General features: G+C 70.6%; 17 protein-coding genes and 3 riboswitches. Of the genes, 12 read left to right on the forward strand and 5 right to left on the reverse strand.

Annotated features, from left to right (window positions below; translation table 11 throughout):
- Positions 1–284 precede the first annotated feature (284 nt).
- From JYK02_RS26400 to JYK02_RS26410, 3 genes are all read right to left on the reverse strand, one after another.
- Entirely contained in the window at positions 285–2,060 is a 1,776-nt protein-coding gene (locus JYK02_RS26400) for a peptidase MA family metallohydrolase (protein WP_207054981.1), read from the reverse strand.
- The gene (locus tag JYK02_RS26405; RefSeq protein WP_207054983.1) at positions 2,057–5,200 is read right to left on the reverse strand and encodes a DUF4175 family protein; all 3,144 of its coding nucleotides are present in this window, start codon (positions 5,198–5,200) and stop codon (positions 2,057–2,059) included. The genes JYK02_RS26400 and JYK02_RS26405 overlap by 4 nt, the downstream gene beginning before the upstream one ends.
- A gap of 234 nt (positions 5,201–5,434) precedes the next feature.
- Positions 5,435–5,962: a MarR family winged helix-turn-helix transcriptional regulator gene (locus tag JYK02_RS26410; RefSeq protein WP_242589252.1), complete on the reverse strand. Its 528-nt coding sequence runs from the start codon at positions 5,960–5,962 to the stop codon at positions 5,435–5,437.
- Positions 5,963–6,275: 313 nt separating this feature from the next.
- Between JYK02_RS26410 and JYK02_RS26415 the strand changes: the two genes are divergently transcribed.
- Positions 6,276–7,214, forward strand: a complete 939-nt coding sequence (locus JYK02_RS26415) for a hypothetical protein (RefSeq protein ID WP_207054987.1) — start codon at positions 6,276–6,278, stop codon at positions 7,212–7,214.
- Positions 7,215–7,301: 87 nt separating this feature from the next.
- Here JYK02_RS26415 and JYK02_RS26420 read toward each other — a convergent pair whose 3' ends face one another.
- Both JYK02_RS26420 and JYK02_RS26425 read right to left on the reverse strand, forming a co-directional pair.
- Complete coding sequence (locus JYK02_RS26420) at positions 7,302–7,616, reverse strand: helix-hairpin-helix domain-containing protein (RefSeq protein ID WP_242589253.1); 315 nt, start codon at positions 7,614–7,616, stop codon at positions 7,302–7,304.
- 35 nt (positions 7,617–7,651) lie between these two features.
- Positions 7,652–7,894 (reverse strand): hypothetical protein, encoded by a 243-nt coding sequence (locus tag JYK02_RS26425; protein ID WP_207055348.1) that lies wholly within the window; start codon positions 7,892–7,894, stop codon positions 7,652–7,654.
- 562 nt (positions 7,895–8,456) lie between these two features.
- Between JYK02_RS26425 and JYK02_RS26430 the strand changes: the two genes are divergently transcribed.
- The 11 genes from JYK02_RS26430 (at position 8,457) to JYK02_RS26480 (ending at position 22,809) form a co-directional block, all read left to right on the forward strand.
- Entirely contained in the window at positions 8,457–9,635 is a 1,179-nt protein-coding gene (locus JYK02_RS26430) for a hypothetical protein (RefSeq protein ID WP_207054989.1), read from the forward strand.
- Between the two features lie 262 nt (positions 9,636–9,897).
- Positions 9,898–11,178: a hypothetical protein gene (locus tag JYK02_RS26435; protein WP_207054990.1), complete on the forward strand. Its 1,281-nt coding sequence runs from the start codon at positions 9,898–9,900 to the stop codon at positions 11,176–11,178.
- A gap of 47 nt (positions 11,179–11,225) precedes the next feature.
- A riboswitch (cobalamin riboswitch) is annotated at positions 11,226–11,464 on the forward strand.
- A gap of 49 nt (positions 11,465–11,513) precedes the next feature.
- Positions 11,514–13,508: a TonB-dependent receptor plug domain-containing protein gene (locus JYK02_RS26440; protein WP_207054991.1), complete on the forward strand. Its 1,995-nt coding sequence runs from the start codon at positions 11,514–11,516 to the stop codon at positions 13,506–13,508.
- Entirely contained in the window at positions 13,489–15,096 is a 1,608-nt protein-coding gene (locus JYK02_RS26445) for an MXAN_6577-like cysteine-rich protein (RefSeq protein ID WP_207054992.1), read from the forward strand. The genes JYK02_RS26440 and JYK02_RS26445 overlap by 20 nt, the downstream gene beginning before the upstream one ends.
- 32 nt (positions 15,097–15,128) lie before the next feature.
- Positions 15,129–15,352, forward strand: a riboswitch (cobalamin riboswitch).
- A 156-nt stretch (positions 15,353–15,508) separates the two neighbouring features.
- Complete coding sequence (locus JYK02_RS26450) at positions 15,509–17,017, forward strand: hypothetical protein (protein WP_207054993.1); 1,509 nt, start codon at positions 15,509–15,511, stop codon at positions 17,015–17,017.
- A gap of 8 nt (positions 17,018–17,025) precedes the next feature.
- Complete coding sequence (locus JYK02_RS26455; RefSeq protein WP_207054994.1) at positions 17,026–17,700, forward strand: cell surface protein; 675 nt, start codon at positions 17,026–17,028, stop codon at positions 17,698–17,700.
- A gap of 145 nt (positions 17,701–17,845) precedes the next feature.
- The gene (locus JYK02_RS26460; protein ID WP_207054996.1) at positions 17,846–18,181 is read left to right on the forward strand and encodes a hypothetical protein; all 336 of its coding nucleotides are present in this window, start codon (positions 17,846–17,848) and stop codon (positions 18,179–18,181) included.
- A gap of 129 nt (positions 18,182–18,310) precedes the next feature.
- Positions 18,311–19,717: a hypothetical protein gene (locus JYK02_RS26465; RefSeq protein WP_207054998.1), complete on the forward strand. Its 1,407-nt coding sequence runs from the start codon at positions 18,311–18,313 to the stop codon at positions 19,715–19,717.
- Positions 19,718–19,795: 78 nt separating this feature from the next.
- Positions 19,796–19,955: riboswitch (cobalamin riboswitch) on the forward strand.
- A gap of 174 nt (positions 19,956–20,129) precedes the next feature.
- Complete coding sequence (locus JYK02_RS26470) at positions 20,130–21,482, forward strand: hypothetical protein (protein WP_207055000.1); 1,353 nt, start codon at positions 20,130–20,132, stop codon at positions 21,480–21,482.
- Positions 21,482–22,270 (forward strand): cell surface protein, encoded by a 789-nt coding sequence (locus tag JYK02_RS26475; protein ID WP_207055002.1) that lies wholly within the window; start codon positions 21,482–21,484, stop codon positions 22,268–22,270. Before JYK02_RS26470 ends, JYK02_RS26475 begins: the two co-directional genes overlap by 1 nt.
- Positions 22,271–22,317: 47 nt before the next feature.
- Positions 22,318–22,809, forward strand: coding sequence for a ubiquinol-cytochrome c reductase iron-sulfur subunit (locus tag JYK02_RS26480; RefSeq protein WP_347402583.1), 492 nt, complete (start codon positions 22,318–22,320; stop codon positions 22,807–22,809).
- Positions 22,810–22,894: the final 85 nt, after the last annotated feature.

Below are 22,894 nucleotides of genomic sequence, written 5' to 3' on the forward strand. Positions count from 1 at the left end.
TCGGTGGACCGGGGGTAGCCGGATCCGCGCGGCGCACCTTGGGGCAGGGCGCCACGGCGGACCCAGGGCGTAGGAAGGCAGACGTGTGCCAACTCACGTTGCGCCAGCGGTCGGGTGCGCCAGTGGACAGCACCACTGGCCCCGGGACCGGGCGCGGACGTTCAGCACCACACGGCTGTCTGGGAACGCCATCCGTCCTCCTGTGCCCGAAAAGCTAGGCATCCCGGGAGGGCGGGAAGGCAACGAAGGCATTGCCCCGGCTGGCTGGCAGCCGGGGAGGGTGGCTACTTCGCGGGCTTGGGGGCCGGGGAAGATTTCGGTGCGGCCTTCGGCGCGTCGGGTGTGCCGGCGGGGACGTTCTTCGTCTCCGACAGCTCGTCCTCCGCGCGCAGGAAGGCCTGGGCGGCGCGGTCCACGTCGTCGGGCTTGAGGCCCGTGAGGTTGGCGGCGGCCACGCGCGTGCGCGACGCGAGCGCCGTCTCCCCCAGCGCGCCGTGGATGCGCGTGAGGGCCACGTGGATTTCAGGGTCGAACGGGTCCGAGGCCAGCGCCTCCAGGTACGCCGTCTTCGCCTTCGGGTAGTCCTTGCGGAACAGCAGGATGCGGCCCAGGTGCACGTTGGTGGAGGGCGAGCCCGGGTGCATGCGCAGCGAGCCGCGCAGCACGGACTCCGCCTCGTCCAGCCGGCGCAGCTCCAGCAGCGCGAGCGCGAACTTGTTGGAGACGGACTCGTACTTGTCGCCCACCAGCTTGTGCGCCCGCGCGTACTCCTCCGCGGCGGCCTTCACGCGGTTGCGCTCGCGCAAGACCTCGCCCAGGTGCGCGAACTTGCGCGCGGGGACCTCCGTCACCTCGGAGAAACCGCCGAAGGAGATCTCACGCCCCTTCTTCTTGTCGCCGTCCTTCTGCGCGCCCTTGGCGTCCTCCTTGAGCACCACGCGGTCGTCGCGCGGCACCAGCTCCTGGGGGAAGGGCTGCTTCTTCACGTAGGACAGCCACGTCTTCTCGAAGAGGGGGAAGGGCATGCCCGTCGCCGCCTCCACCGCCTTCTTGTCCAGCTGGCCCGCCTTCAGCTCCTGGAGCAGCGTGCGCAGGCCCGCGGTGCCCTTGGTGCCGTGGATGTAGTCGATGGCGTAGAACACCTCCGCGAACGCGGTGGCCGCGTCCTCCGCCGTGGGCAGCATGGCGATGGAGGGGTGCATCTTCTCGAAGGGGATGAGCTTGTCCTCCTTCACGCGCTTGCCCAGCAGCGCCTGCGTGGAGGGCGTCATGGCCAGGCCACCCTTGCCGCGCCAGCGCGACTCCAGGAACTTGGCCAGGCCCTCGTGCAGCCAGATGGGCACGGTGTTGTGGGACAGCTGGCTGACCACCAGGTGCACGTACTCGTGCGCCAGCGTGTCCTGCCAGTCGTAGCCCTGCGCCACGGCCTTGGGGCTCGTCACCATCAGCTTGTTGAACTTGCAGATGGCGATGGTGCCCGTGGTGCGGATCTGCTTCTCCGTCAGGGTGCTGACGCGGGACAGCTCGCGCGCGTTGTTCACCACCTCCACGCGCACCTTGCCCGGAGGCGTCCAGCCCAGGTCCTCCGCGAGCGCGCGGTGGATGGACTCCAGCGTCTCCAGCGCGTAGGGCACCAGCACCTCTTCCTTGCCCTTCGGGTAGTAGAAGATGAAGTGCTCGGACTCCGCGCGCTGGTGGTCCTTGACGATGGCGCGCGTGTCCTTCGCGAGCCGCAGGTAGCTGCCCGGCTTGTCCTCGATGTTGGCCGCTTCCAGCAGCGTCACCGCGTCCTCGTACTGGCCCTCCTCGAAGGCCACGCGCCCCTGGAAGTACTTCAGGGGCTCCAGCTCGGACGGCACGCGCTTCTCCACCTCGGCCAGCTCGCGGCGGGCGCTCCCCACGTCCCAGTCATCCAGGGACTGCTCCACCTTGCCCAGCCGCTGCTTCACGTCCTCCTTGAGGGCCGCGTCTGGCGGCTGCGCGAAGGCCGTGGGGACGGCGAGGAGAAGGGCGCACAGGAGGCCCAGGCAGGGGATGGACGCGTGCGTGCGGCGGCTCACTTCACCAGCTCCTCGTAGTAGCGCTTCACCTGCTCGCGGTACTTCTCCGGCGCGCCCTGCTTCATGGCGTCCAGCAGGTCCTTGCGGAACTCGCGAGGCGCCTGGAACGCGTCCTCGTCCGGCAGCTCCACCTTGTCCTGCGGGTTGCGGCCGTTGCCCTCCTGCTGGCGGCCGGAGCCCATGGGCATGGGCAGCCCGCGGCCGCCCTTGCGGCCCTTCTGGCTCTGCTGCATTTGCTGCTGGAAGCGCTTGAGGCCTTCCATGGCGGCCTGCTGTTCGCCGTAGCCGCGGCCGGGGTCCTTGCCCTGCATGCGCTGGGACGCCTCGCCCATGCGCTGGCCAATCTCATCCATCTGCTGGCCGGCCTCTTCGCCGAAGAGCGGCGCCGTCTGCTCCATGTCCTCCATCTGCTGGCGCAGGCCCTGCGCGCGCTGCTCCAGTTGCTGCTGGCGCTGGCCCAACTGCTGGAGCTGCTGCTTCTCCTGCTGCGACAGCTGCGAGCCCGGCGGCGGGAAGAGGTTCTGCAACTGCTGGCTCACGTCCGACACGTCGCGCGCGTCCTTCTTGAGCTGCTCCGCGAGCTTCGCGGACTGCTGACGCACCTCCGGCGGGTTGCCGAACATCTCGTCCAGCTGGCGCTGCTGCTCGCCCATGCTGGACAGCTGGCGCGCGGCGTCCTCGGCGCGGGCGGCGGACTCCGCGGCCAGGTCGAAGTCGTCCACCTTGAGCGCGTTCTCCACGTTGCGCAGCTCGGACTGGGCCTCCTCCAGCGGGCGGGCCGCGCGGCTGTTGAGGCGACCCGGGTCCAGCTTCTGGTAGTGCTCCTGCACCTGCTGCACCTTGCGCGCGAGCTCGTCCTTGAGGGCCTGGCCCTTCTCCTTGAGCCGGTCGCGGTTCTGGCTGCGGGCCTGGTCGCGCAGGGCGCGCGTCTGCTCGGCGACCTTCTGCTGCTCGTCCATGGTGCCCTGCAGGTCGTCCATGAACTTGCCGAACTTCTCCGCCAGCTCCGGGTACTGCTCCGCGCCGAAGTCCTCCTGGGACTTGTCCATGGAGTCGAGCATCTCGTCCATCTGCATGCCCAGCTCCTGGAGCTTCGCCAGGGCTTCGTCCGCCTTGCCCTCCTGCATCAGGCGCTCGACTTCATCCATGGCGCCCTGCATGTCCTCCTGCTCCATCATTTCCGACAGCGCCTCGGCGTTGAGGTGCTCGTCGCGGATGCCCTTGCGCAGCTCCGCCATGCGCTGCATCAGCTCCTGGATGCGCGACTTGAGCTGCTGGATCTGTTGCATCACCTGTTCGCGCGCGGCCTCGTCCGGGTTGGCCTTGAACTGCTCGATGAGGCGGGACAGGTCGCGGCGCTCGTTGGCCAGCTGCTTCGTCAGCTCCTGGAGCGCCTCCAGCTTCTGCCGGTCCAGCAGCGACTCCAGGTAGAGGATGTCGCGCTCCAGGCCCTCGATTTCGTCCTCCACCACGGCGGTGAGCCGGGTGCCGGTGCCCCAGTCCTCGCCGCGCGCTCGCTGGGTGCGCAGGTACAGGCGGCGGAAGTCGGAGGTGGTGCCCACGCTGCGCTTGAGCTCCCCGCCGATGTTCAGGAGCGCGGAGATGATCTCCTTGGGGACGTCCTTCTCGCGCGACAGCTCGGAGCCCTGGGCGCGGAAGTCGTCCGCGAGCTGCTGGCCGTTGGTGTCCACGGACTTCGCGGACTCCACCGCCTGCGCGTCCTTCTGCTTCGCGCGGTCGGGGCCCTCCAGGCGGTCCGCCAGGTGGTCCACGAGCCGGCCCCAGAGGACTTCCGCCTTCTCCAGGGCGGCGCGGCGGTGCTCGGCGGCGCTGTAGACGCGCAGGGTCTGCGTGCGGCTGACGCCCTTCTTGGGGCCCTCCACCGCGTCGTTGTCCTTCGCCTCCACGTAGTAGGTGATGCGGTCGCCGGGGGCGGGCTTGAGCGGGCCCAGGTCCCAGTTGAAGGTGCCCCGGCTGCGGCGGCTGTCCTCGCGCGGCAGGTTCACGCGCGTCTCCTGCTTCGCGCCGGGCATGCGGAACACCAGAGCCAGGCCGGACAGGCCGTAGTCGTCGGTGGCCTCGTACTTGAGCGTCACCGTCTGGCCGGGGTCGACCTCAATCTCCGTGGACGGCGTGAGCAACGTCACCTGGGGGGACTTGTCCGCCTCCACGGTGAGGGGGATGTCCGGGCCCACCGCGAGCGGCTTCGCGCGCGCGCCGTAGAAGACGAAGTGGTAGTGGCCGCCCTTCTGGGCGACGAAGCTGCCGGTGAGCTCGCGGCCGCCGGTGACGGTGAGGGGCAGCGTCTGGTCGTTGACGACGACCTCCGCGCGCTCGATGGGGCGGTCCGAGCGCGTCTTCAGCGCGACCTCGGTGCCGGCGGGCGCGCTGACCTCGCCGTTGGTGCCCGGCACGGTGCGCGGCGCCAGGCCGGTGTACGCGGGGTAGCGGTACGTCAGCTCGATGTCACCGGTGATGGGCTCGACCTGCGCGGCGGTCTCCGGGCGCGCGGCCTGCTCCCGCAGGTGCTTCCAGCCCGCGGCCCACCGGCCGCCCACGAAGAACAGCGCCACCGCGAGCAGCAGCACCGCGGCGCCGCACGCCATGGCCACGCGGCGCAGCGGCTGGCGGTCCACCACGAGCCCGGCGTCCACCGTGCGGGCCCGCTCGTCCATCTGCCGCAGGAACGCGTCCGCGAGCTGCGGAGACCAGCCGGCCTCCTCCCGGCGCTCGCGCGACAGCTCCACCGCGGCGAGCACGTCCAGCGACAGCTCCGGGCGGCGCTGGCCCACGAGCCGGGCGGTGAGCAGGTCGTCGCCCACCTGCCGGCGCGCGAGCACGACGCCGAAGAAGGCCGCCACCGCCGCGCCCGCCGGTACGGCGAGCCACAGCAGCCCCTGCGCGAACCCCGGCGCCACGCGGCCCAACAGGCCCGTGGCGAACAGGAGCACGAGGGCCGTGACGGTGCCCAGCAGGGCGCCCTGGGCCCAGAGCTGGCGGCGCTGGCGGGCGCGCACCTGGGCGAGCAGCTCCGCCACGCCGTGCGAGCGCGCTTCGCGCCGGGCCTGGGGCGGCGGGGCCGGAGGAGGTGGCGGGGGCGGCAGCTCGGGGCCTGGGCTCTGCGGTGTCTCGAGGTTCACGCTGGCTTGTCCGCTCGTCGGTCGCGAGCCAACCCCGGGCGGGGCAGGCTATTTCCCAATTGTGACGCACTCCCGCCGTCTTCGCGCGTGCATCGCAGGGGCGGAGGGCGGAAGGGAACGGCCTGTGTCCGCCGCAGGAAGGAGGGGCGGACGGCAGGGTTCTGGGGACAACGCGGAAGGGGGACCCGCGCCCTCCCCGCCCGCTGGGGACGGTGGGAGGGCAGGGGAGCGCGCTCAGCCTTCAGCGGGAGGGGTGGAGCGGGAGGCCGCCGGAGCGTCCTCCAGGGGCGCGGAGAGGCCGCCCAGCTCCTCGGCGAGCGCGGTGAGCACTTCCTGGGTGAAGACGATGCGGTCGCGGGGCATGCGGGCGAGCACGCGCTGCACGGCGGACTCGACGGTGCCTTCCGACGGGATGTCCAGCGCGCGGCCGGAGTCGGTGAGCGCGAAGAGGGCCTTGCGGCCATCGAGCGGATCCGACTTGCGCTCCAGCAGGCCACGCTTCTCCAGGCGCTTGAGCACCCCGGTCAGGGTGCTGGGGTGCACGTGGAGGATGTTGGCGAGCGTGCCGGCGGTGATGCCCGGGAAGCGTCCCACCAGCCGGATGACCAGCCGCTGCGGGCCGGTGAGCCCCAGCGTGGACTCCATCCGCTTGGACGTGGACTGCAGGCCATGGTCCACGGCCCACAAGAGGCGCATGAACTCCAGCACCTCGCCCAACTGCTGTTGCGATCCCCGGGACTTGCTGCCGTCCGGGCCTGCCATCGACTCCGGGGCTTGTGTGTCCTTCATGGGCGCATCCTCCCTCACCTCCGGCCTCCCTGTCTTTCCGTTGTGTTCCAAAGGTGGGCGTGTCCTAGCGCGTCGGCCTGGGGGTTCCAGCAAAATCCGGAAGGGGTGCTGGAAGGAAGACGGGGACGCCCGCCCGGGGACCATGGAGGGCGGCGATGACGCGGACGGATGACGCGGCTCCCCAGGCGTGATGGGTCCTGTCCAGGGGGCAACCCTCCGTGTTTTCCTGGTTGTCCGGTAGCGCGGCTCTTGGCGCCGCACGGTTCCAGGAGGCTTGAAGTCCATCATGTTGGTCCTGCCTGACGGTCGCGTCATCCGCTCGCCGAGCGCCACAATTCCCCTCGAGCTCTTCGGGACGAAGATCTCGGTCACCACCAACGGAGGCGGGGCCAAGGTCAGCATCAAGCTGGAGGAGCTGGGGAAATACCTGGCGCGCGAGTACCTGGGCCGGTACTTCCCGACGGGGTGGGTGACGGACCTGCTCAAGTCCTTCGTGGATGTGAAGACCAAGTGCAACGCGGCGCTCAGCTACAACTACAAGCGGCCGAAGCGCGAGGGGCTGCACGGCTTGATGATGGACGCCACGAACAACGCGTTCGGCGACCTCCAAGGCGCGCTGCTGGGCGTGGAGCACGGGCCGCTGGAGCTGTGGAACACGGTGGAGGACCTGAGCGGGACCGTGCGCAAGTGGAAGCCGACGGACCCCATCCGGGCCTGCACGGCGAAGGTGGTCGCGGGGGTGGTCCTCAAGTCCAAGGTGGCGTGGCTGCCCATCGACGGAACGCTGAAGATCAATTACTCGGTGGTCTACGAGGAGTACGTCGACCGCATCGAGGTGCACCTGGCGGACATCAAGGTCGCGGGCGGGCTGAAGTACCATGCCCGTCTGGACGTCCCCCGGCTGACCACGGTCGTGGAGGGCATGGACCGGTTCTCGGGCCAGTACCCGCTCGGGGGCACGATGGCGCTTCCGTCCTCGGTGATTCCGACGTCGAAGAAGGTGGAAGCCGAGCCGCTGACCCTCGAGGGCGCCTCGAAGATCAAGCAGCTGTCCTTCAAGCAGGAGATTGAGGCCTCCACGTTCACATGGAACCGGCGCACGGGGGCCGTGGGCATCTCCGGCTTCGTGGTGCAGAACTTCCAGCTGGTGCTGCTGCTGGTGCTCATCTTCTTCATCTACTTCCGGTGCTCGTACATGAACCTCAGCAAGCTGATGGAGCGCTGAGCCGGACGGGAAGCAAGGGCCGCCACCCCCGGACATGCCGGGGCCCGGGAATGGCGGCCCTCATGAGCCTGACTCAACCAATGGGTTTCATGGGTTCGTGATGGGTCCCTCCCTTCCCGGCGGCGGGGATGCGGGGACCTGCTCCACCTTGAGCGTCGTGGGGCCGCTGAGGGCCAGGTGGGCCCTGAGCTTGAGGAACTTCTTCTTGCCGAAGCCCTTGACCCGGACCAGCTCCTCGACGCGACCGAAGGGCCGCTTCTTGCGGTGCTCGAGGATGCGCTGCGCCGCCTTCTCACCCACGCCCGGCAGCAGGTCCAACTGTGCCGCCGAGGCTTCATTCAGGTTGACCACCCCCACGTATTGCATGCGCGGGCTGGCGGCATCCGCACGCCCCGGCCCCATCAGCACGCAGCCCAACACCCACGCCCAGGCCCACTTCACGAGTGGCCCCCCACGCCCGTCTCCACCCCCGCGTCGCCCGCGAAGCGTCCGCCCGCCGCCGTGTCGCGCTTCTCCGCCGCCTCGCGCACGTGCAGCTTCCCGTCGAGGGGCAGCACGTCCAGGAGCACGTTGAGCGAGCCGTCCTTGTTCACGAACGCGCTGCCCGCGCGCACCCAGATGCTCCCGCCCTTGCCCTCGCGGATGGAGAACACCGCCAACCGCTTCCCCGCCATCAGCATCGACACGCTTCCCCCTTCAGACTCCCGCGCCACCACGGCCCGGGCACCTCGCTGGCTCGACCGCCTGAGGTCGCGTCGGGGCTTGAGCAGTCCGCGTGCCAGCGGCGTACGCCTCTGAAGTGGAGTCAGCGCACCGTGCGGCGGTGCGCGCGGCGTCCACGCGCGGGGATGGGCGCGGATGCTCCAGCGCGTGTCTTGCGCGGTGAGAGTTGGGGCATCGCGTCAGCACCGGGGGCATCGGTGGCAAGGATGGCGGCCGAATTGTCTCCGCGGTGCGGAGACAATTGGAGGCACGCCCTACTCGGCATCATTTTGCACGTGCGTGTGCCTGCAATGGGCTCATCGCGCCAGGTGTCGGGCGCAGCCCCTCTCGTCGCGGTGCCGTGAGGCATTGCTCCGGCCCGCATTGACAAACACTTTCCCGATGCCTACCTCGCGCACTGTCCGTGTGCCGCGCCGGTCCGGTGCGGCGTTGAAGCAGTCGCTGAAGGTCCAGGCAGTGGCGGATTCCCCCTCCGCAAGACGCTTCCCACATGTGCGCAATGCACAGGAGCAATCACGGATGAAGACCGGAGAGGGATTCAAGGGGTTTACCTGGGTGCTGACGACCCTGGCGATGGCACTGACCAGCACGGGCTGCGGTGAGGAGGACGTCGCGGATTCCAACGACTGGAACCCGCACACTGTCTTGACGGCCGCTTCCACGTCCGACGCGGGCACGAGCATCGACGCGGGCTGGGACCTCGACGCGGGGCCGTGCGAAACCACCCCGTACGACCCGAAGCTGGGCACGCTTCAGCTCCAACCGGGCTTCGTGGCCGGTGAGTCCGTGCCATTACCCGCGGCGGCCGGCGTGGTGGGCGTGACGCCCGGCCCTACGTACTCGCTCTACACGTTGGTGTCCGAGAACTATCACGGCCCGCATGCGCTGTACTCGCTGGGCACGTGGCCTCTCCTGTCGTTGGGCTCGGCGCCGCTGCTCGACATGAGCCCTTCCGGCCTCCCGAACTACAGCAGTTACTTCGTGCAGACGGATGGCCAGCACGTCATCACCGGCGTGAACTTCCCAGGCACCGTGGGCGTGTATGACATCGCCGCGCCCTCCGCCTCCACCTCCATTCCTTTGACGACCCTCACTGCCGCAGCGGTCGTGCCGGGCGCGTTCCTCCTCACCACGAGGCCCCTGGGGAACCCGCCAGGAGGCGCCGGCGAAACAGAGACCCTCGTCGCGTTGAGGACGGACACGTCGCCGCTCACCCAGACGACGGTGGCGACGTTCCCTGCGGAGAGCCAACGCAGCGCCTCCGTCTCCGTGGCCACTCACGGCGCACTGATGGTGAGCTATTACGAGGCCTCCTCCTTCATCAAGGCCCGCCTGGTGGCCCCGGCGACCGTTGCCCAGGCGCTCACTTCCGGCGTGCCGTTCTCCCTGGCGGACGCGCCCGTGATGAACGTGGGTTCGCGCTTCAACCGCATTGCCGGGCACGGCGCCGGCATGTCGGTGCTTCGTGGCTCCATTCCCGCGCCGGGCTTCCCCTATACCGACAGCGACGTCTCGCGCTTCCCCATCACCGTGACGAACAACGGTGCAACCGTGACCGTCGGCAGCCGTCAGCCAATCGTTGTCTTCCCGGACCGGTGCACCCAGGTGACCGGCATGAATGCCATCGGTCCAGATCTGCTCCTGCGTGTGCAGGACAAGAACGGCACTCGCCTGGTCCGCATCCAGCAGGCTCCGTGAGCCGAGGCCGCACGGATCCGTGCGGCTTCCCTCTCGGAGGAGGCGACCGTCTGGAATCGAGGCGGTTCGGGTTGAGGCCCGTCCGCCACGGTGCCGTGAGGCATCGACCCGGTCCGCATTGACAAACACTTCCTCGATGCCTACCTCGCGCACTGTCCGTGTGCCGCATCGGTACGGTGCGGCGTTGAAGGTCCAGGCAGTGGCGGATTCCCCCTCCGCATGACGCTTCCCACATGTGCGCAATGCACAGGAGCAACCACGGATGAAGACCGGAGAGGGATTCAAGGGGTTTGCCTGGGTGCTGACGGCCCTGGCGATGGCACTGACCAGCACGGGTTGCGGTGAGGGGGACGTCGCGGATTCCAACGACTGGAACCCGCGCACTGTCTGCGTCGACGGACAGTGTGGACTGACGGCCGCTTCCGCGTCCGACGGGGGCATGGCTTTCGATGCCGGCACGACTTTCGATGCCGGCACGACCTTCGATGCCGGCACGGCGGCGGACGCGGGCACGACCTCCGACGCCGGGTCTTCGTGCGAAACGGAGACGTATGACCCGAAGCTGGGCACGCTCCAACTCCAGCAAGGCTTCGTGGCCGCTGAGTCCGCGCCCCTGCACGAGGGGACGGGCCCATTGGGCGTCACTCCTGGCCCCGCGTACTCGCTCTACACGTTGGTGTCGGGGAGCCCCAACGGCCCGCATGCGCTGTATTCGCTGGGCACGTGGCCTCAACTGTCATTGGGGGTGACGCCGCTGCTGGAAATGCCCGCTGCTGACAGCTACAACCACCGCGGCGATTTCGTGGAGACGGATGGACAGCGCGTCATCGCCGGCGTGAACTACCCGGGAACCCTGGCGGTGTATGACATTGCCGCGCCCGCTGCTTCCACCTCCATCCCTTTGACGAACCTCACTGCCGCAGGGGTCATCCCGGGCGCGTTCCTGCTCACCACGAGGCCCTTGGGAAACTCCCCGTGGGAATACCCGTGGGAGGGGGAGGCCGGAGAACGTGAGACCCTCGTCGCGCTGAGGACGGACACCGCGCCGCCCACACGGACGACGGTGGTGACGTTCCCGTCAGAGAACCGAAGCAGTGTCTCCCTCTCCGTGTCCACTCACGGCGTGGCGCTGGTGAGCTACTACGACCCCGCCTTCAACCTCGTCACCCGCGTGGTGGCCCCGGCGGCCATCGCCCAGGCCATGACTTCCGGCATCCCGTTCTCCCTGGCGGATGCGCCCGTGATGAACACGGGGGCACCTGCCGTCCGCGTGGTGAGGCACGGCAGGGGTGTGTCGGTGCTTCGCATCGGTCCCCCAGCGCCCAACTCCCCCTATGCGTTTGATTACAGCGACGTCTCGCGCTTCGCCCTCAGGGTGACGAACGCTGGTGCGACCGTGACCGCTGGCGCCCGGCAACCCATTGTCGTCTTCCCGGACCGGTGCACCCAGGTGACCGATATGACCGCCATCGGGCCGGACCTGCTCCTGCGCGTGCAGGACAAGAACGGCGCTCGCCTGGTCCGCATCCAGCAGGCTCCGTGAGCCGTGGCCGCACGGGCCGCGCCTTGACGGGCATGGGGTGACCTCCTAGAACGGCCGGGCCCTTGGGTGCCCATGCCGGGCCTTCAAGAGGGAAGCCGGTGTGAGTCCGGCGCGGTCCCGCCACTGTGTACGGGTTGCCCTGAGGTCCAGGGCCGGAAGCCTCGGCTGTCACCACTTTCGCATCCCGATGCGAGGGGAAGGTGGAGGCTTCCTTCCAGAAGGGCGCAGCGTGCGCCCACGTCTGGAGCCCGTCAGCCAGGAGACCTGCCCAGGGGTGCGGCAGCGGTGCTGCCGTCAGGCCTTCTCTCTTCGACGGAGGGAGCGGAAGGCGGAGCATGCGGCGCTCGCTTCTTGCCCGGACCGTCGCGGGTCTGGTGCTCAGCTTCCAGGGACTGGCCCGGGCCGGGCAGGAGACGCCTGCGCCCGAGGCCAGCGAAACGCCCCTTCCCGAGTTCGTCCTCCCCACCGTGGAGGTCATCGGCAGGGACGACCCCTCCGCCCCCGTCGACTCCGCTCAACGCCGCGACCCCACCGGCGCCATCACCGTCATCGATGCCCGCGAACGCGCGGGTGAAGCTCGCGACACGGCGGAGTTGCTCGGCGGATCCGCGAGCCTCGTCGTGCAGGACTCCGGCGGCTATGGCCAGAGCAAGAGCCTGGTGGTTCGCGGCGCGTCGTCCAATGGCGTGCTCGTGTTCCTGGATGGCATTCCGCTCAACGGCGCGGGCGGCGTCGCGGACCTGTCGCTCATCCCCGTCGCGCTGCTGGAGCGCATGGAGATCCTTCGCGGCGCGGCCGGGGCCCGCTACGGCGCGGGCGGCCTGGGCGGCGCGGTCAACCTCGTCACCCGTGCGCCTTCCTCACGGCTGCTCTCCAGCGGCGAGGTCACCTACGGCAGCTTCGACACCGTGATGGCCCACGTCGCCGCGTCGGGCGCGCTGCTCGACGGTCAGGCGCTGGTGCTGCTGCACGGTGGCCGCTCGCAAGGGGACTTCAGCTACCGCGTGGACGAACTGCCCGCGCTGGACGACAACCCGCTCACGCAGGAGGTGCGCACCCGCAACGACGCTCGCGGCGGTGGTGCGCTCCTGAAGTACCGGCACGGCCTGGACGGTGGCGGACGCGTGGACGTGCTGGCGGAGCTGTCGCTGGAGGACCGCGCGCTCGCGGGCACCGTGCAGAACCCCACCGCGTCCCGCCGTCAGGACCAGACGCGCCTGTCGCTGGGGGCTCGCTGGGCACGGCCCTTCGGTGACACGGGCGAGGGCAGCGCTCGCGGGTTCTTCCGCCGCGACTGGCTGGACGTCACCGGCGGCACCACCGGCGTGGACTCCGGCGCGCAGCACTACACCGTGGGCGGCGTGGAGGTGGAGGGCCGCGCGGTGCTGGGGCCGAACGCGCTCGCCGTCACGCTCGCCGGGTCTTCGGAGTCCGTCACGCAGGCGGTGGGGGGCCAGGCCGCGTCGTGGTGGCGCGCGAGCGTCATGGCCATGGACGAGCTGTCCCTGTTCTCCGAGCGCGTGAAGCTGGTGCCTTCGCTGCGCGTGGAGCGCGTGGGGCACTACTCGCTGCTGTCGCCCAAGCTGGGCGCGAGCGTGGACCTGGGCCGTGGCTTCGGCGTGCGCGCCAACGCGGGCCAGTCCCACCGCGCGCCTTCGTTCCTGGAGCTCTACATCCGTCAGGGGCTGATGCTCCCCAACCCGGAGCTCAAGCCCGAGCGCGCCCTGTCCGTGGACGCCGCGGCCCTGTGGCACGGCGACACCTGGAGCGTCACGGCCGGTGGCTTCGCGGCCGTGTACGAGAATCTCATCGCCTACGAGCTGTATCCGCCGAATCTCGCCAAGCCCTACAACTTCGCCGCCGCTCGCGTGTGGGGCGCGGAGTTGGAGGTGGAGGCCCGGCCTCGTGCGTGGCTCACCGCCACCAGCAGCTATGCGTGGACCCGCACGCAGAACCGCTACGGCGACCCCCGCTACTTCGGCAAGGAGCTGCCGTACCGGCCTCGCCACAAGTGGGTGGGCCGGCTGCGCGTGGGGCCGGACTGGCTCAACGGCCGCACGGAGGTGCTCGTCCAGTCCGCGCAGTTGATCAACCGCGTGGGCGAAGCGCGCCTGTCGCTGCCTTCGCGCACCTGGGTGAGCGTGGGGGCCTCCAGCACCTTCCTGCACAAGCCCGACCTCACCGTGTCGTTCGACGTGAAGAACCTGCTCGACGCGCGGACCGCTGACTACACCGGCATGCCGCTGCCCGGCCGCGCCGCCTACGTGACGTTCGCCGTGGCGCTCGACCCTTCCGCCTCCGAGGACTCCCATGTCGCGTCCCTTCCCTGATGCGCGGCTCGCGCTGCTGCTGTCGGCCGTTGCCGCGGTGCTTCTCACCGGTTGCCCCGAGGAGAAGGTCCTGTGCACGTCCGGCCTGAGCGTCTGCGGCGCGGAATGCGTGGACCTCCAGGGCGACCCTTCGAACTGCGGCGCGTGTGGCACCGCGTGCGGGGCAGGGGAGACGTGTCAGGCGGGCGTGTGTGGCTGCCAGCCGGGCACGGAGGTCTGCGGTGACGCGTGTGTCGCGCTCGCGAGTGATCCGCTGAACTGTGGCGGTTGTGGCGTCACGTGTCCTTCCGGCCAGGTCTGCGAGTCCCGCACCTGCCGCGAGGGCTGCTCCGCCGGTGCCGAGCGGTGCGGGGACAGCTGCGTCGTCCTCGCGAATGATCCGCTCCACTGCGGCGCTTGCGGCAGGGTGTGCCCGGACGTGCAGTCCTGCCACGAGGGGCGGTGCATGTATGACGTGGTGACGGCCTGCTACACGAACGGGCAGCTCGTCGGCATCCAGGCGGGGACGGACCGGATGGGCCCCCGGCGGCAGTTCGGCTCGGGCGTGCAGGCGCTGGCGGCGTGGGATGGCGTGGTGCTGGCGGCGGACGCGGCGCGCTCGGTGCTGTCGCAGGCGCCGGCGGGCGCGCTGGGGACGCTGGTGGAGGAGGACTCGCTGGGCGCGGTGGCGGCTTCGCCCAATGACATCCTCGTGGACCCTCCGTATGTGTATGTCCTCGACTCGGTGAACAACACGCTCCAGGTGCTCAAGCGGGAAGGGGCCGCGCAGGGCGGTGGGCTGGGATTGCGCACGGTGGGGCAGGTGAACCTGGGCGCGAACACCAGCCCGCAGGTCCTCACGAAGCGCGGCGACACGTTCTACATCCCGCTGTTCGGCACGGCCGGCTCCGACTTCAAGCAGGGCAACGCGGTGGCTCGCGTCAGCGTGAGCGACCCGGAGCATCCCCGGCTCGTGGACACTGTTTCGCTCAAAGGCCTGGACCTGAAGTCGTTCGATGGCGGCACGACGATGGCACTGCCGTACGCGGCGGTGTCGGTGGACGCGGGCGTGTACGTGGCGCTCACCAACCTGAACCCCGCGAATGATTACCTGCCCAACGGGCCCGGGATGCTCGCGCGCATCGACCCGGCGGATGGCGGTGTGAAGGCCATCGACCTGGGCGCGAAGGACTGCCTCAACGCGGGCGACGTGCAGGCCGTGGGCGACCAGTTGGTGGTGAGTTGCCTGGGCGAAGCGGTGTTCGACACGGCGGGCGGCTACCGCGCGAAGGCGGTGCGGGCGACGGGGCTGGTGCTGGTGAAGGATGACAAGCCCGTGGCGTCGTATGCGCTGTCGCCGGGGTGCTCGGGCGGGCCGGAGAACGGCTGCGACCTCGCGGTGGGCGGGCGGCTCGCGGTGGTGGGCAATGCCGTGTACGTCACGGACGTGAACGCGGGCCGCGTGTTCGTGGTGGAGGTGCGCGATGGCCAGCTCGTCGAGCGGCGCGGCAATTCCACTCCGGCGGCGAAGGGCCCGGCGTTGGATGTGTGTCCGGTGGATGCGCGGCGCGGGGTGTCCAACGCCATTGACATCGTCGCGGTGCCTTGAAGCGTTGCATTGACAAGGACTGCCGTCCGCCATACTCCAGCGCGCGTCGTTGGTACGCCGCATCCGCATGATGTGGCGTTTAAAGGGAACCCGGTGTGAGTCCGGGACTGCCCCGCAGCGGTGATCAGGAACGAAAGCCGTCCTCGCAAGCACTGGTCCTTCAATGGGCTGGGAAGCGACGGCCAGTAGGTGGGTGACCCGATGAAGGTCTCCCTCGCCTGTGAGTCCGAAGACCTGCCACGACCCATGCCCCCGGGCATGGCCAGACCGGAGCCTCCGAGGGGAGGTGACGGAGGTCTTCCGCTCGCGCGGCGTGTCGTGTCCTGACGTGTCCCTCGTTCGCGGTCCGCTCTCCGTCAGCGCCCCTTGGATTCACCTCGCCCGTGGGGGCGATGCAAGGGAGCAGTCGCGGATGAAGACAGAGCGGATGATGACGGGGCGGGGACTCAAGGACGTCGCGTGGGTGCTGACGACCCTCGTGATGGCGTTGACCGCGACCGGTTGCGGTGATGAGTGCACCGATGATTTCGACTGCCGCGACCAGGGCACTCCCGCGGAGGGCCAGCGGTATGTCTGCGTCGAGAACCGTTGCGAGCTGACGTCCAACCCCGTGCCTGATGCGGGCACGGGTAGCGACGCGGGCTCGAACACCGACGCGGGCACGGGTGGCGATGCCGGTGCGACCACGGACGCGGGCACCGTCACCGACGCGGGCTCGAACACCGACGCGGGCACGGGCACCGATGCCGGTACGTCGACCGACGCGGGCACGAGCACGGACGCTGGGACGACGACGGACGCGGGCACGGGCAGCGATGCCGGTACGACGACCGACGCGGGCACGAGCACGGACGCTGGAACAACCACCGACGCGGGCACGGAGACGGACGCGGGCACGGAGACCGACGCAGGAACGGATCCGTGCGCGAGCGCCACCTACGACCCGAAGCTGGGCACGCTCCAGCTCCAGACGGGCTTCGTGGCCGGTGAGTCCGCGCCGCTGCCCACGGCCGCGGGCCCGGTGGGCGTGACGCCCGGCCCCACGTACTCGCTCTTCACGGTGGTGTCGGAGGGCTACACCGGCCCGCATGCGCTGTACTCGCTGGGCACGTGGCCGCAGGTGTCGCTGGGCGCGACGCCGCTGTTCGACGTGGCCGCTCCCGCCGACCGGGGCCCCTCCGCCGCGATCTTCCTCAGCCCCTTCGTGGAGACGGATGGTCAGCGCGTCCTCACCGGCTACACGAAGTCCGGCGGTGGCTTCCCCGGCTCCGTGGGCGTCTACGACAGCGCCACTCCGTCCTCCTCCACCTACGTCTCCGCCCCGAGCAACTTCTCCGCGGGCGTCGTGCCGGGCGCGTTCCTCGTCAACGGCGGTGGGCTCGGCACGGTGTCGGCGGGCCTGGGCATCTACGCGTTGAGGACGGACACGTTCAGCGCGCTGAAGGTGGGCACGCTCCCTCCGGAGACGGGCGGCAGTGGCTTCACCGCCGTGTCCACCAACGGCGTCGCGATGCTCGGCTACTACTCCGACGACACCTTCCTCAACGAGGGCCGCGCGGTGGGCCCCGCGACCATCGCCCAGGCGCTCTCCTCCGGCACGCCGTTCGACGTGGCGGCCGCGCCCGCGCTCGAGGTGGGCTCCAACTTCGTCGCCGCCTCCGGCCACGGCGAGGGCGTGTCGGTGCTTCGCGGTGACTACGTTCCCCCGAACTACAACTTCGAAGGCACGGACGTCTCGCGCTTCGCCTTCACCGTGACGGATGCCGGCGCGACCGTGTCCATCGGCGCCCGTCAGCCCGTCCTCGTCTATGCGGATCAGTGCACGCGCGTGACCGGGCTGACCTCGCTCGGCTCGGACCTGCTCGTCGGCGTGGATGACAAGAACGGCACGCGCCTCGTGCGCATCCAGCAGGCCCGGTGAGGACACCCATGAAGACCCTTCTTCCGAAGTCGTTCGCGCTGGGCTTCACCGCGCTGCTCGCCGTGGCTTGCGGCGGCGAAGACATGCAGGACTCCCTCCAGACACAGCCGCTCGTGGGCGACGCTTTCGCGGACCGCATCGAGTCCTTCTCGCCGGGCACCGGCGCCGGGTTCGGTCAGTCGCAGCTTCCGGGCATCGTGCTGGGCGCTCCGCAGGGGGCTGGCGCGGGGTCGGGCTCGCTGGACGTGGTGTCGCTCGGGTTCAACGGCGTCATCGTCCTGGAGTTCACCGACATCGCGGTGACGGACGGGCCGGGCGTGGACCTGCTGGTCTTCGAGAACGCGTTCATCAAGCCCAGCGGCAAGCCGTTCGCGGAGACGGGCGTGGTGGCCGTCAGCGACGACGGCGTCACCTGGCACGAGTTCCCGTGCGCGTCCTCGGACGTGACGAACAACTTCCCGGGCTGCGCGGGCGTCACGCCCGTGTACTCGAGCTCCGCCAGTGGCATCTCGCCCACCGACCCGGCCGTGGCGGGCGGGGACGGCTTCGACCTGGCGGACGTGGGCCTCACCCGGGCCCGCTTCGTGCGCATCCGCGACTCCGGCGCCAACGGCTACGCGGGCACCAGCGGCGGCTTCGACCTGGATGCCGTCGCGGTGGTGAACGGCGTGCAGTTGCCGTAGTCGCGCGCGCGAGCGCCGGGGCCGTTCTCCAGCGGACGGTCCCGGCGGCTTCGCGCGCCCATACGGCGAGTCCGGGCCGCACGAGGCTTCCGGGGTGGGGGCGGCGGCATTACATGCGCGCTGTCCCTCCCCCGGATGTGCCTCCATGAATCGTCGTCTCGCCTCACTCCTCGTGCTGCTGGGCGTCCTGCTCGGCGCGGCCGCCACCTTCCTCGTGCCCTCGGCGGTCTGGGCCCAGACGTCGCGCACCCGGGCGGCGCCCGCGAAGGAGGCACCGCCGCCTCCGCCCGCGCCTCCGCCGGCTCCCGCGTACGAGTACACCTTCCTCAAGCGCGAGGGCCCGGACGAGGACCTCGTGGAGCTCCAGCGCCTGGGCGCGGAGGGCTGGCGCGTGGTGTCCACCGTCGTCGTGGACGGCAGCACGCGGCGCTACGTGCTGATGCGTGACCGCCGCGCGGAACCCGCGCCGCGGGCCCCCTGACACCGGGTCACCCTCGTCCCGCCCATCCGCGGCGCAATTGCTGGCGGCGACTCCGCGTCCCTGTCCTTTACTCCTCGCCACCGATACCCGTGCGCCATCACGGCTCACGGGCAAGGAGCGAGGACGCGGATGCGTAGCGACAGCAACACGATGTGGATGGGCAAGAAGGCGCAGCGCGCGGGACTGCTGGGCACCCTGCTGGCGGTGATGCTGGGGAGCACGGGCTGCGGCGAGGAGTGCGTGGACGCCTTCGACTGTCGTGACGAGGGCACGGCGCCGACGGGCAAGGCCTGGGCCTGCGTCGAGGAGAAGTGCACCCAGGTCGCCATCACCAACCCCGATGGCGACGACGCGGGGACGCAGACCGACGCAGGAACACAGACGGACGCCGGAACACAGACCGACGCTGGGACGCAGACCGACGCTGGGACGGAAACGGACGCGGGCACGCAGACGGACGCGGGCACGGAGACCGACGCCGGAACGGATCCGGACGCAGGGCCGGACGTGGGCTCCGACCCGTGCGAGACCGCCACGTATGATCCGAAGCTGGGCACGCTCCAGCTCCAGACGGGCTACGTGGTTGGCGAGTCCGCGGCGCTGCAGGGCCCGGCCAACAGCTCGGGCTTCATCGTCGTCACGCCCGGCCCCACGTATGCGCTCTACGCGGTGATTGGTGGCTCGGTGCAGTCCAGCGAGGCGCCCATGGTGTATTCGCTGGGCACCTGGCCCCAGGTGGAGCTGGGAGCGACGCCGCTGTTCGACGTGCTCGCTCCCGAGGACCGGAACACGACCCCTGGGTGGATCGCCAGCGCCCTCGTGACGGATGGCCAGCACCTCCTCACCGGCTACATGCGGCCCAGCGGAGGCATTGCACCCGCGGCCGGGGCGGTGGGAGTCCACGACCTCGCCACGTCGGCCGCCTCCACGTATCTCCCCGCGCCCAACATCCTCTACGCGGGCGCCGCGCCCGGCGTGTTCCTCACCGTCAGCGATGGCCTGGGCACCGTGTCCGAGGGGCGGAGCGTCTACGCGCTCAAGACCGACGCGTCTCCGTTCACCGCCCTGAAGGTCGGCACGTTCCCGGCGAACATCCACGGCGGGGGTGCCATCAGCGTCTCCACCCATGGCGTCGCCATGCTCAGCTACCTCTCCCAGGCGGACAATCGCTACCACGGCCACGCCGTGGCGCCGGCCGTGCTGACACAGGCGCTCACCACGGGGACGCCGTTCGCCGTGGCGGAGGCTCCCGAGGTGGACACCTTCCTGGGCCCCGTCTCCGCGATGGGCGAAGGCGTCGCGGTGCTGCGCGGCGGCGACACGCCGCCCGACTTCGGCTTCACGGACATCGCCCGCTACGCCTTCACGGTGACGGGTGCGGGCGCGACCGTCACGGTGGGTGCTCCCGAGCCCGTCCTCACCTTCCCGAACCAGTGCACCCTGGTTTCGATGATGGTCCCCATGGGCTCGGACCTGCTGGTCAAGGTGCAGGACAAGAACGGTGCGCGGCTCGTCCGCATCCACGACGGGCGATAAGCGTCTTCATTCCCACGCGGTCGCCCTGGCGGCCGCGTGTGGAACCCGCACCGCATTGACTTTGCCCCGGGGCCGCCATAGTCCCGCCCCGTCATCGATGCCTTCCCGCCATGGGGTAGGAGGGCTTCCAGGGAACCCGGTGTGAGTCCGGGACTGCCCCGCAGCGGTGAGCAGGAGCGGCGTTCGCACGAACCCCGCTCCCGCGAGTCCGAAGACCTGGCGACGACCCGGCGCCCCTCCTCACGGAGGGGCCCGGCTACAGACCGGAACCTCCGAGGGGAGCTGACGGCGAAGGCAGGCCTCCAGCGCGCGACACGCGCCTGGCGGTCCGGTGCCTCGCGTCCGTGCCGCCCCCCGCCAGGAGAAGGCCTTGTCCGCCTGCGTGCGGAGAAGGGCCAGGAGCGAGGACGCGATGCGGACCGACATGAAGCGGATGGGCACGAAGGGCCAGCGCGCGGCGCTGATGGGCGCCCTGCTGGCGGTGGTGCTGGGCGGTACGGGTTGCGGCGAGGAGTGCGTGGACGCCTTCGACTGCCGCGACAAGGGCTCGCCCCCGGAGGGCCGGGCCTGGGCCTGTGTCGAGGAGACGTGCACCCAGGTCGACGTCTCCACGGGCGGCGACGACGCGGGCACGGACACCGACGCGGGCACCGGCACGGACGCGGGCACGAACACCGACGCGGGCACGAACACCGACGCGGGCACCGGCACGGATGGCGGCACCGGTACGGATGGCGGCACCGGTACGGATGGCGGCACGGCCTCCTGCGGCCCGCTGCCTCGCGAGTCGGTGCTGGGCACGCTCCAGCTCCAGACGGGCTTCGTCGTCGCGGAGTCCGCGCCCCTGTCCACGGAGGTGGTCGCGGTGGTGTCCACGCCCGGCCCCACGTACTCGCTCTTCGGGCTGCGCCAGACGGCCACGGGCCGCGACGTCTTCTCGCTGGGCACCTGGCCGGACGTGCAACTGGCGGACGCGGCGCTCGACACGGTGCTCGCGCCCGCGGACCGTGCCAACGCGGCCGGCACCTTCCCGTCCTACTTCCTGGCCCATGACGGCACGCGCCTGCTCGCGGGCTACACGAAGAGCGGCTTCCCCGCTCCGGGCTCCGTCGCGGTGGTGGATCCGGCCGGGCGCGACGCGACGGACTACCTCGACGCGCCGGACAACTACACCGCCGTGGGCACCACGGACGCGTTCCTCATCAACGGCGGCGGCCTGGACACGGTGTCGGAAGGCTTCGGCGTCTACGCGCTGGTGACCTCCGCCAAGCCCTACGCCGCGGTGAAGGTGGTGGACTTCCCGGCGCAGGTGGGCGGCAGCGGCTTCTCCGCCATCGCGAGCAACAACATCACGGTGTTCGGCTACTCGCTGCCGGACACGTACGTGAACGTGGCCCATGCCGTGGCCTACGCGAAGCTGGGCGAGGCGCTGGCCTCGCGCACACCGGTGGTGCTCACGAACGAGCCGAAGGTGGACGTGGGCTCGAACTTCAACGCCGCCGCGGGCTTCGGCAGCGGCGTGGCGATGGCGCGCGGCGCCTACAATGCCTCCTTCACCTTCGAGGTCTCCGACGTGTCGCGCTTCTCGCTCACCCCGGGCCTGGGCGGCAACCAGCCCATCAGCGTGGGCACCCGCGAGCCGGTGGTCACCGCCACGGACGCGTGCACGAGCGTGAACCTGCTGTCGTCGCTGGGCTCGGACCTGCTCGTGGGCGTGACGGACGTCAACGGCCGCCGCCTCGTGCGCATCCAGCAGGCTCCGTGATGAAGCGCCCGTTGCTCGCGCTCGGCGCGCTGCTGACCCTGGGCGCGTGCTCGGGCGACCCGGACCCGGCGCCGCCGCCGGGCTCCGACATCGTGGACGCCGGCACCCGCGCGGATGCCGGTCCGTCCGATGCCGGCGTCACCGATGCCGGGGCGGACGTGGACGCGGGGACGGACACGGATGCCGGTGCCGACGCGGGCTCGCGGCCGGTGGATCCGTTCGCGGACCGGGTGACGGCGTATCACTTCGGCGACGCGGCCGGCTTCGGGCAGGACCGCTTCCCGGGCGTCGTGCTCGGGGCTCCGGTGGGGGCGGGCCAGTACACGGGCTCGCTCGACGTGCTGTCGCTGGGGAAGGGCGGCTCCATCACCCTGGAGTTCACCGACCTGTTCGCGGTGGACGGCCCGGGCGTGGACCTGCTCGTGTTCGAGAACGCCTTCCAGAAGGTGGGCGGCGACATCTTCGCGGAGACGGCCAGCGTGTCCGTCAGCGACGACGGCCTCACCTGGTTCGACTTCCCCTGCGCCTCCACCGACAAGGACGGCGGCTTCCCGGGCTGTGCCGGGACGCATCCGGTGCACTCGGCGCCGGACAACGGCGTGTCCCCCACCGACCCGGCCGTGGCGGGCGGGGACGGCTTCGACCTGGCGGACGTGGGGCTCGCCCGCGCCCGCTTCGTGCGCCTCACCGACACGGGGCTCAACGGCTACGCGGGCACCAGCGGCGGCTTCGACCTGGATGCGCTGTCCGTGGTGAACGGGCAGCTGCCGGACGGTGGCGTGCCGTGAGCCCGCGTGCGCTCCACCCGCCTTCCGAAGACGCGGGGGTGGGTGGAGTGGATCGCCGTCAGGCGCTGTGCACGCTGCTGCGCGGCACCTGCGCCCTGGCCGCGCTGGGCTGCGGCGGTGACTGGCGCGAGGCCGTGGTGCTCCCCGCGCCGGAAGGGGACGAAGACCCCGTGCCCGCCACCTGCGGCGACACCGGGGTCCCCGGCACGGCCCAGGAGGGGTGGGTGGAGGTCCCGCTCCAGCAGCATCCCGCCCTGCGCGAGCCGGGAGGCCAGTCCACCGTCCGCGTCCCGGACGCGCTCCTGGACGTGGTGGTGGTGCACACGGCGGACGGCTGCTACCGGGCCGTGTGGCGCACCTGCACCCATGGCGACTGCGCGGTGGCCTGGGACGGAGCGCTGGGGCTGGTGGAGTGCCCCTGCCATGGCTCGCGCTTCGGCCTGGACGGCCGCGTGGTCCGGGGCCCCGCGTCCCGGCCGCTGACGGCCTTCCGCACCCTGCGCGTGGGTGACTCCCTCTTCATCCACCGCCCCAGGTGAACTCCGACCCCGGCCCGGCTCCCAGCGCGGGCCGGGCCCCCTGGGTATGACGCGACGCGGGAGGGCTTCCGGGGCCTTGGCTGGA

This window comes from Corallococcus macrosporus (genome assembly GCF_017302985.1).
Taxonomy (GTDB): Bacteria; Myxococcota; Myxococcia; order Myxococcales; family Myxococcaceae; genus Corallococcus; species Corallococcus macrosporus_A.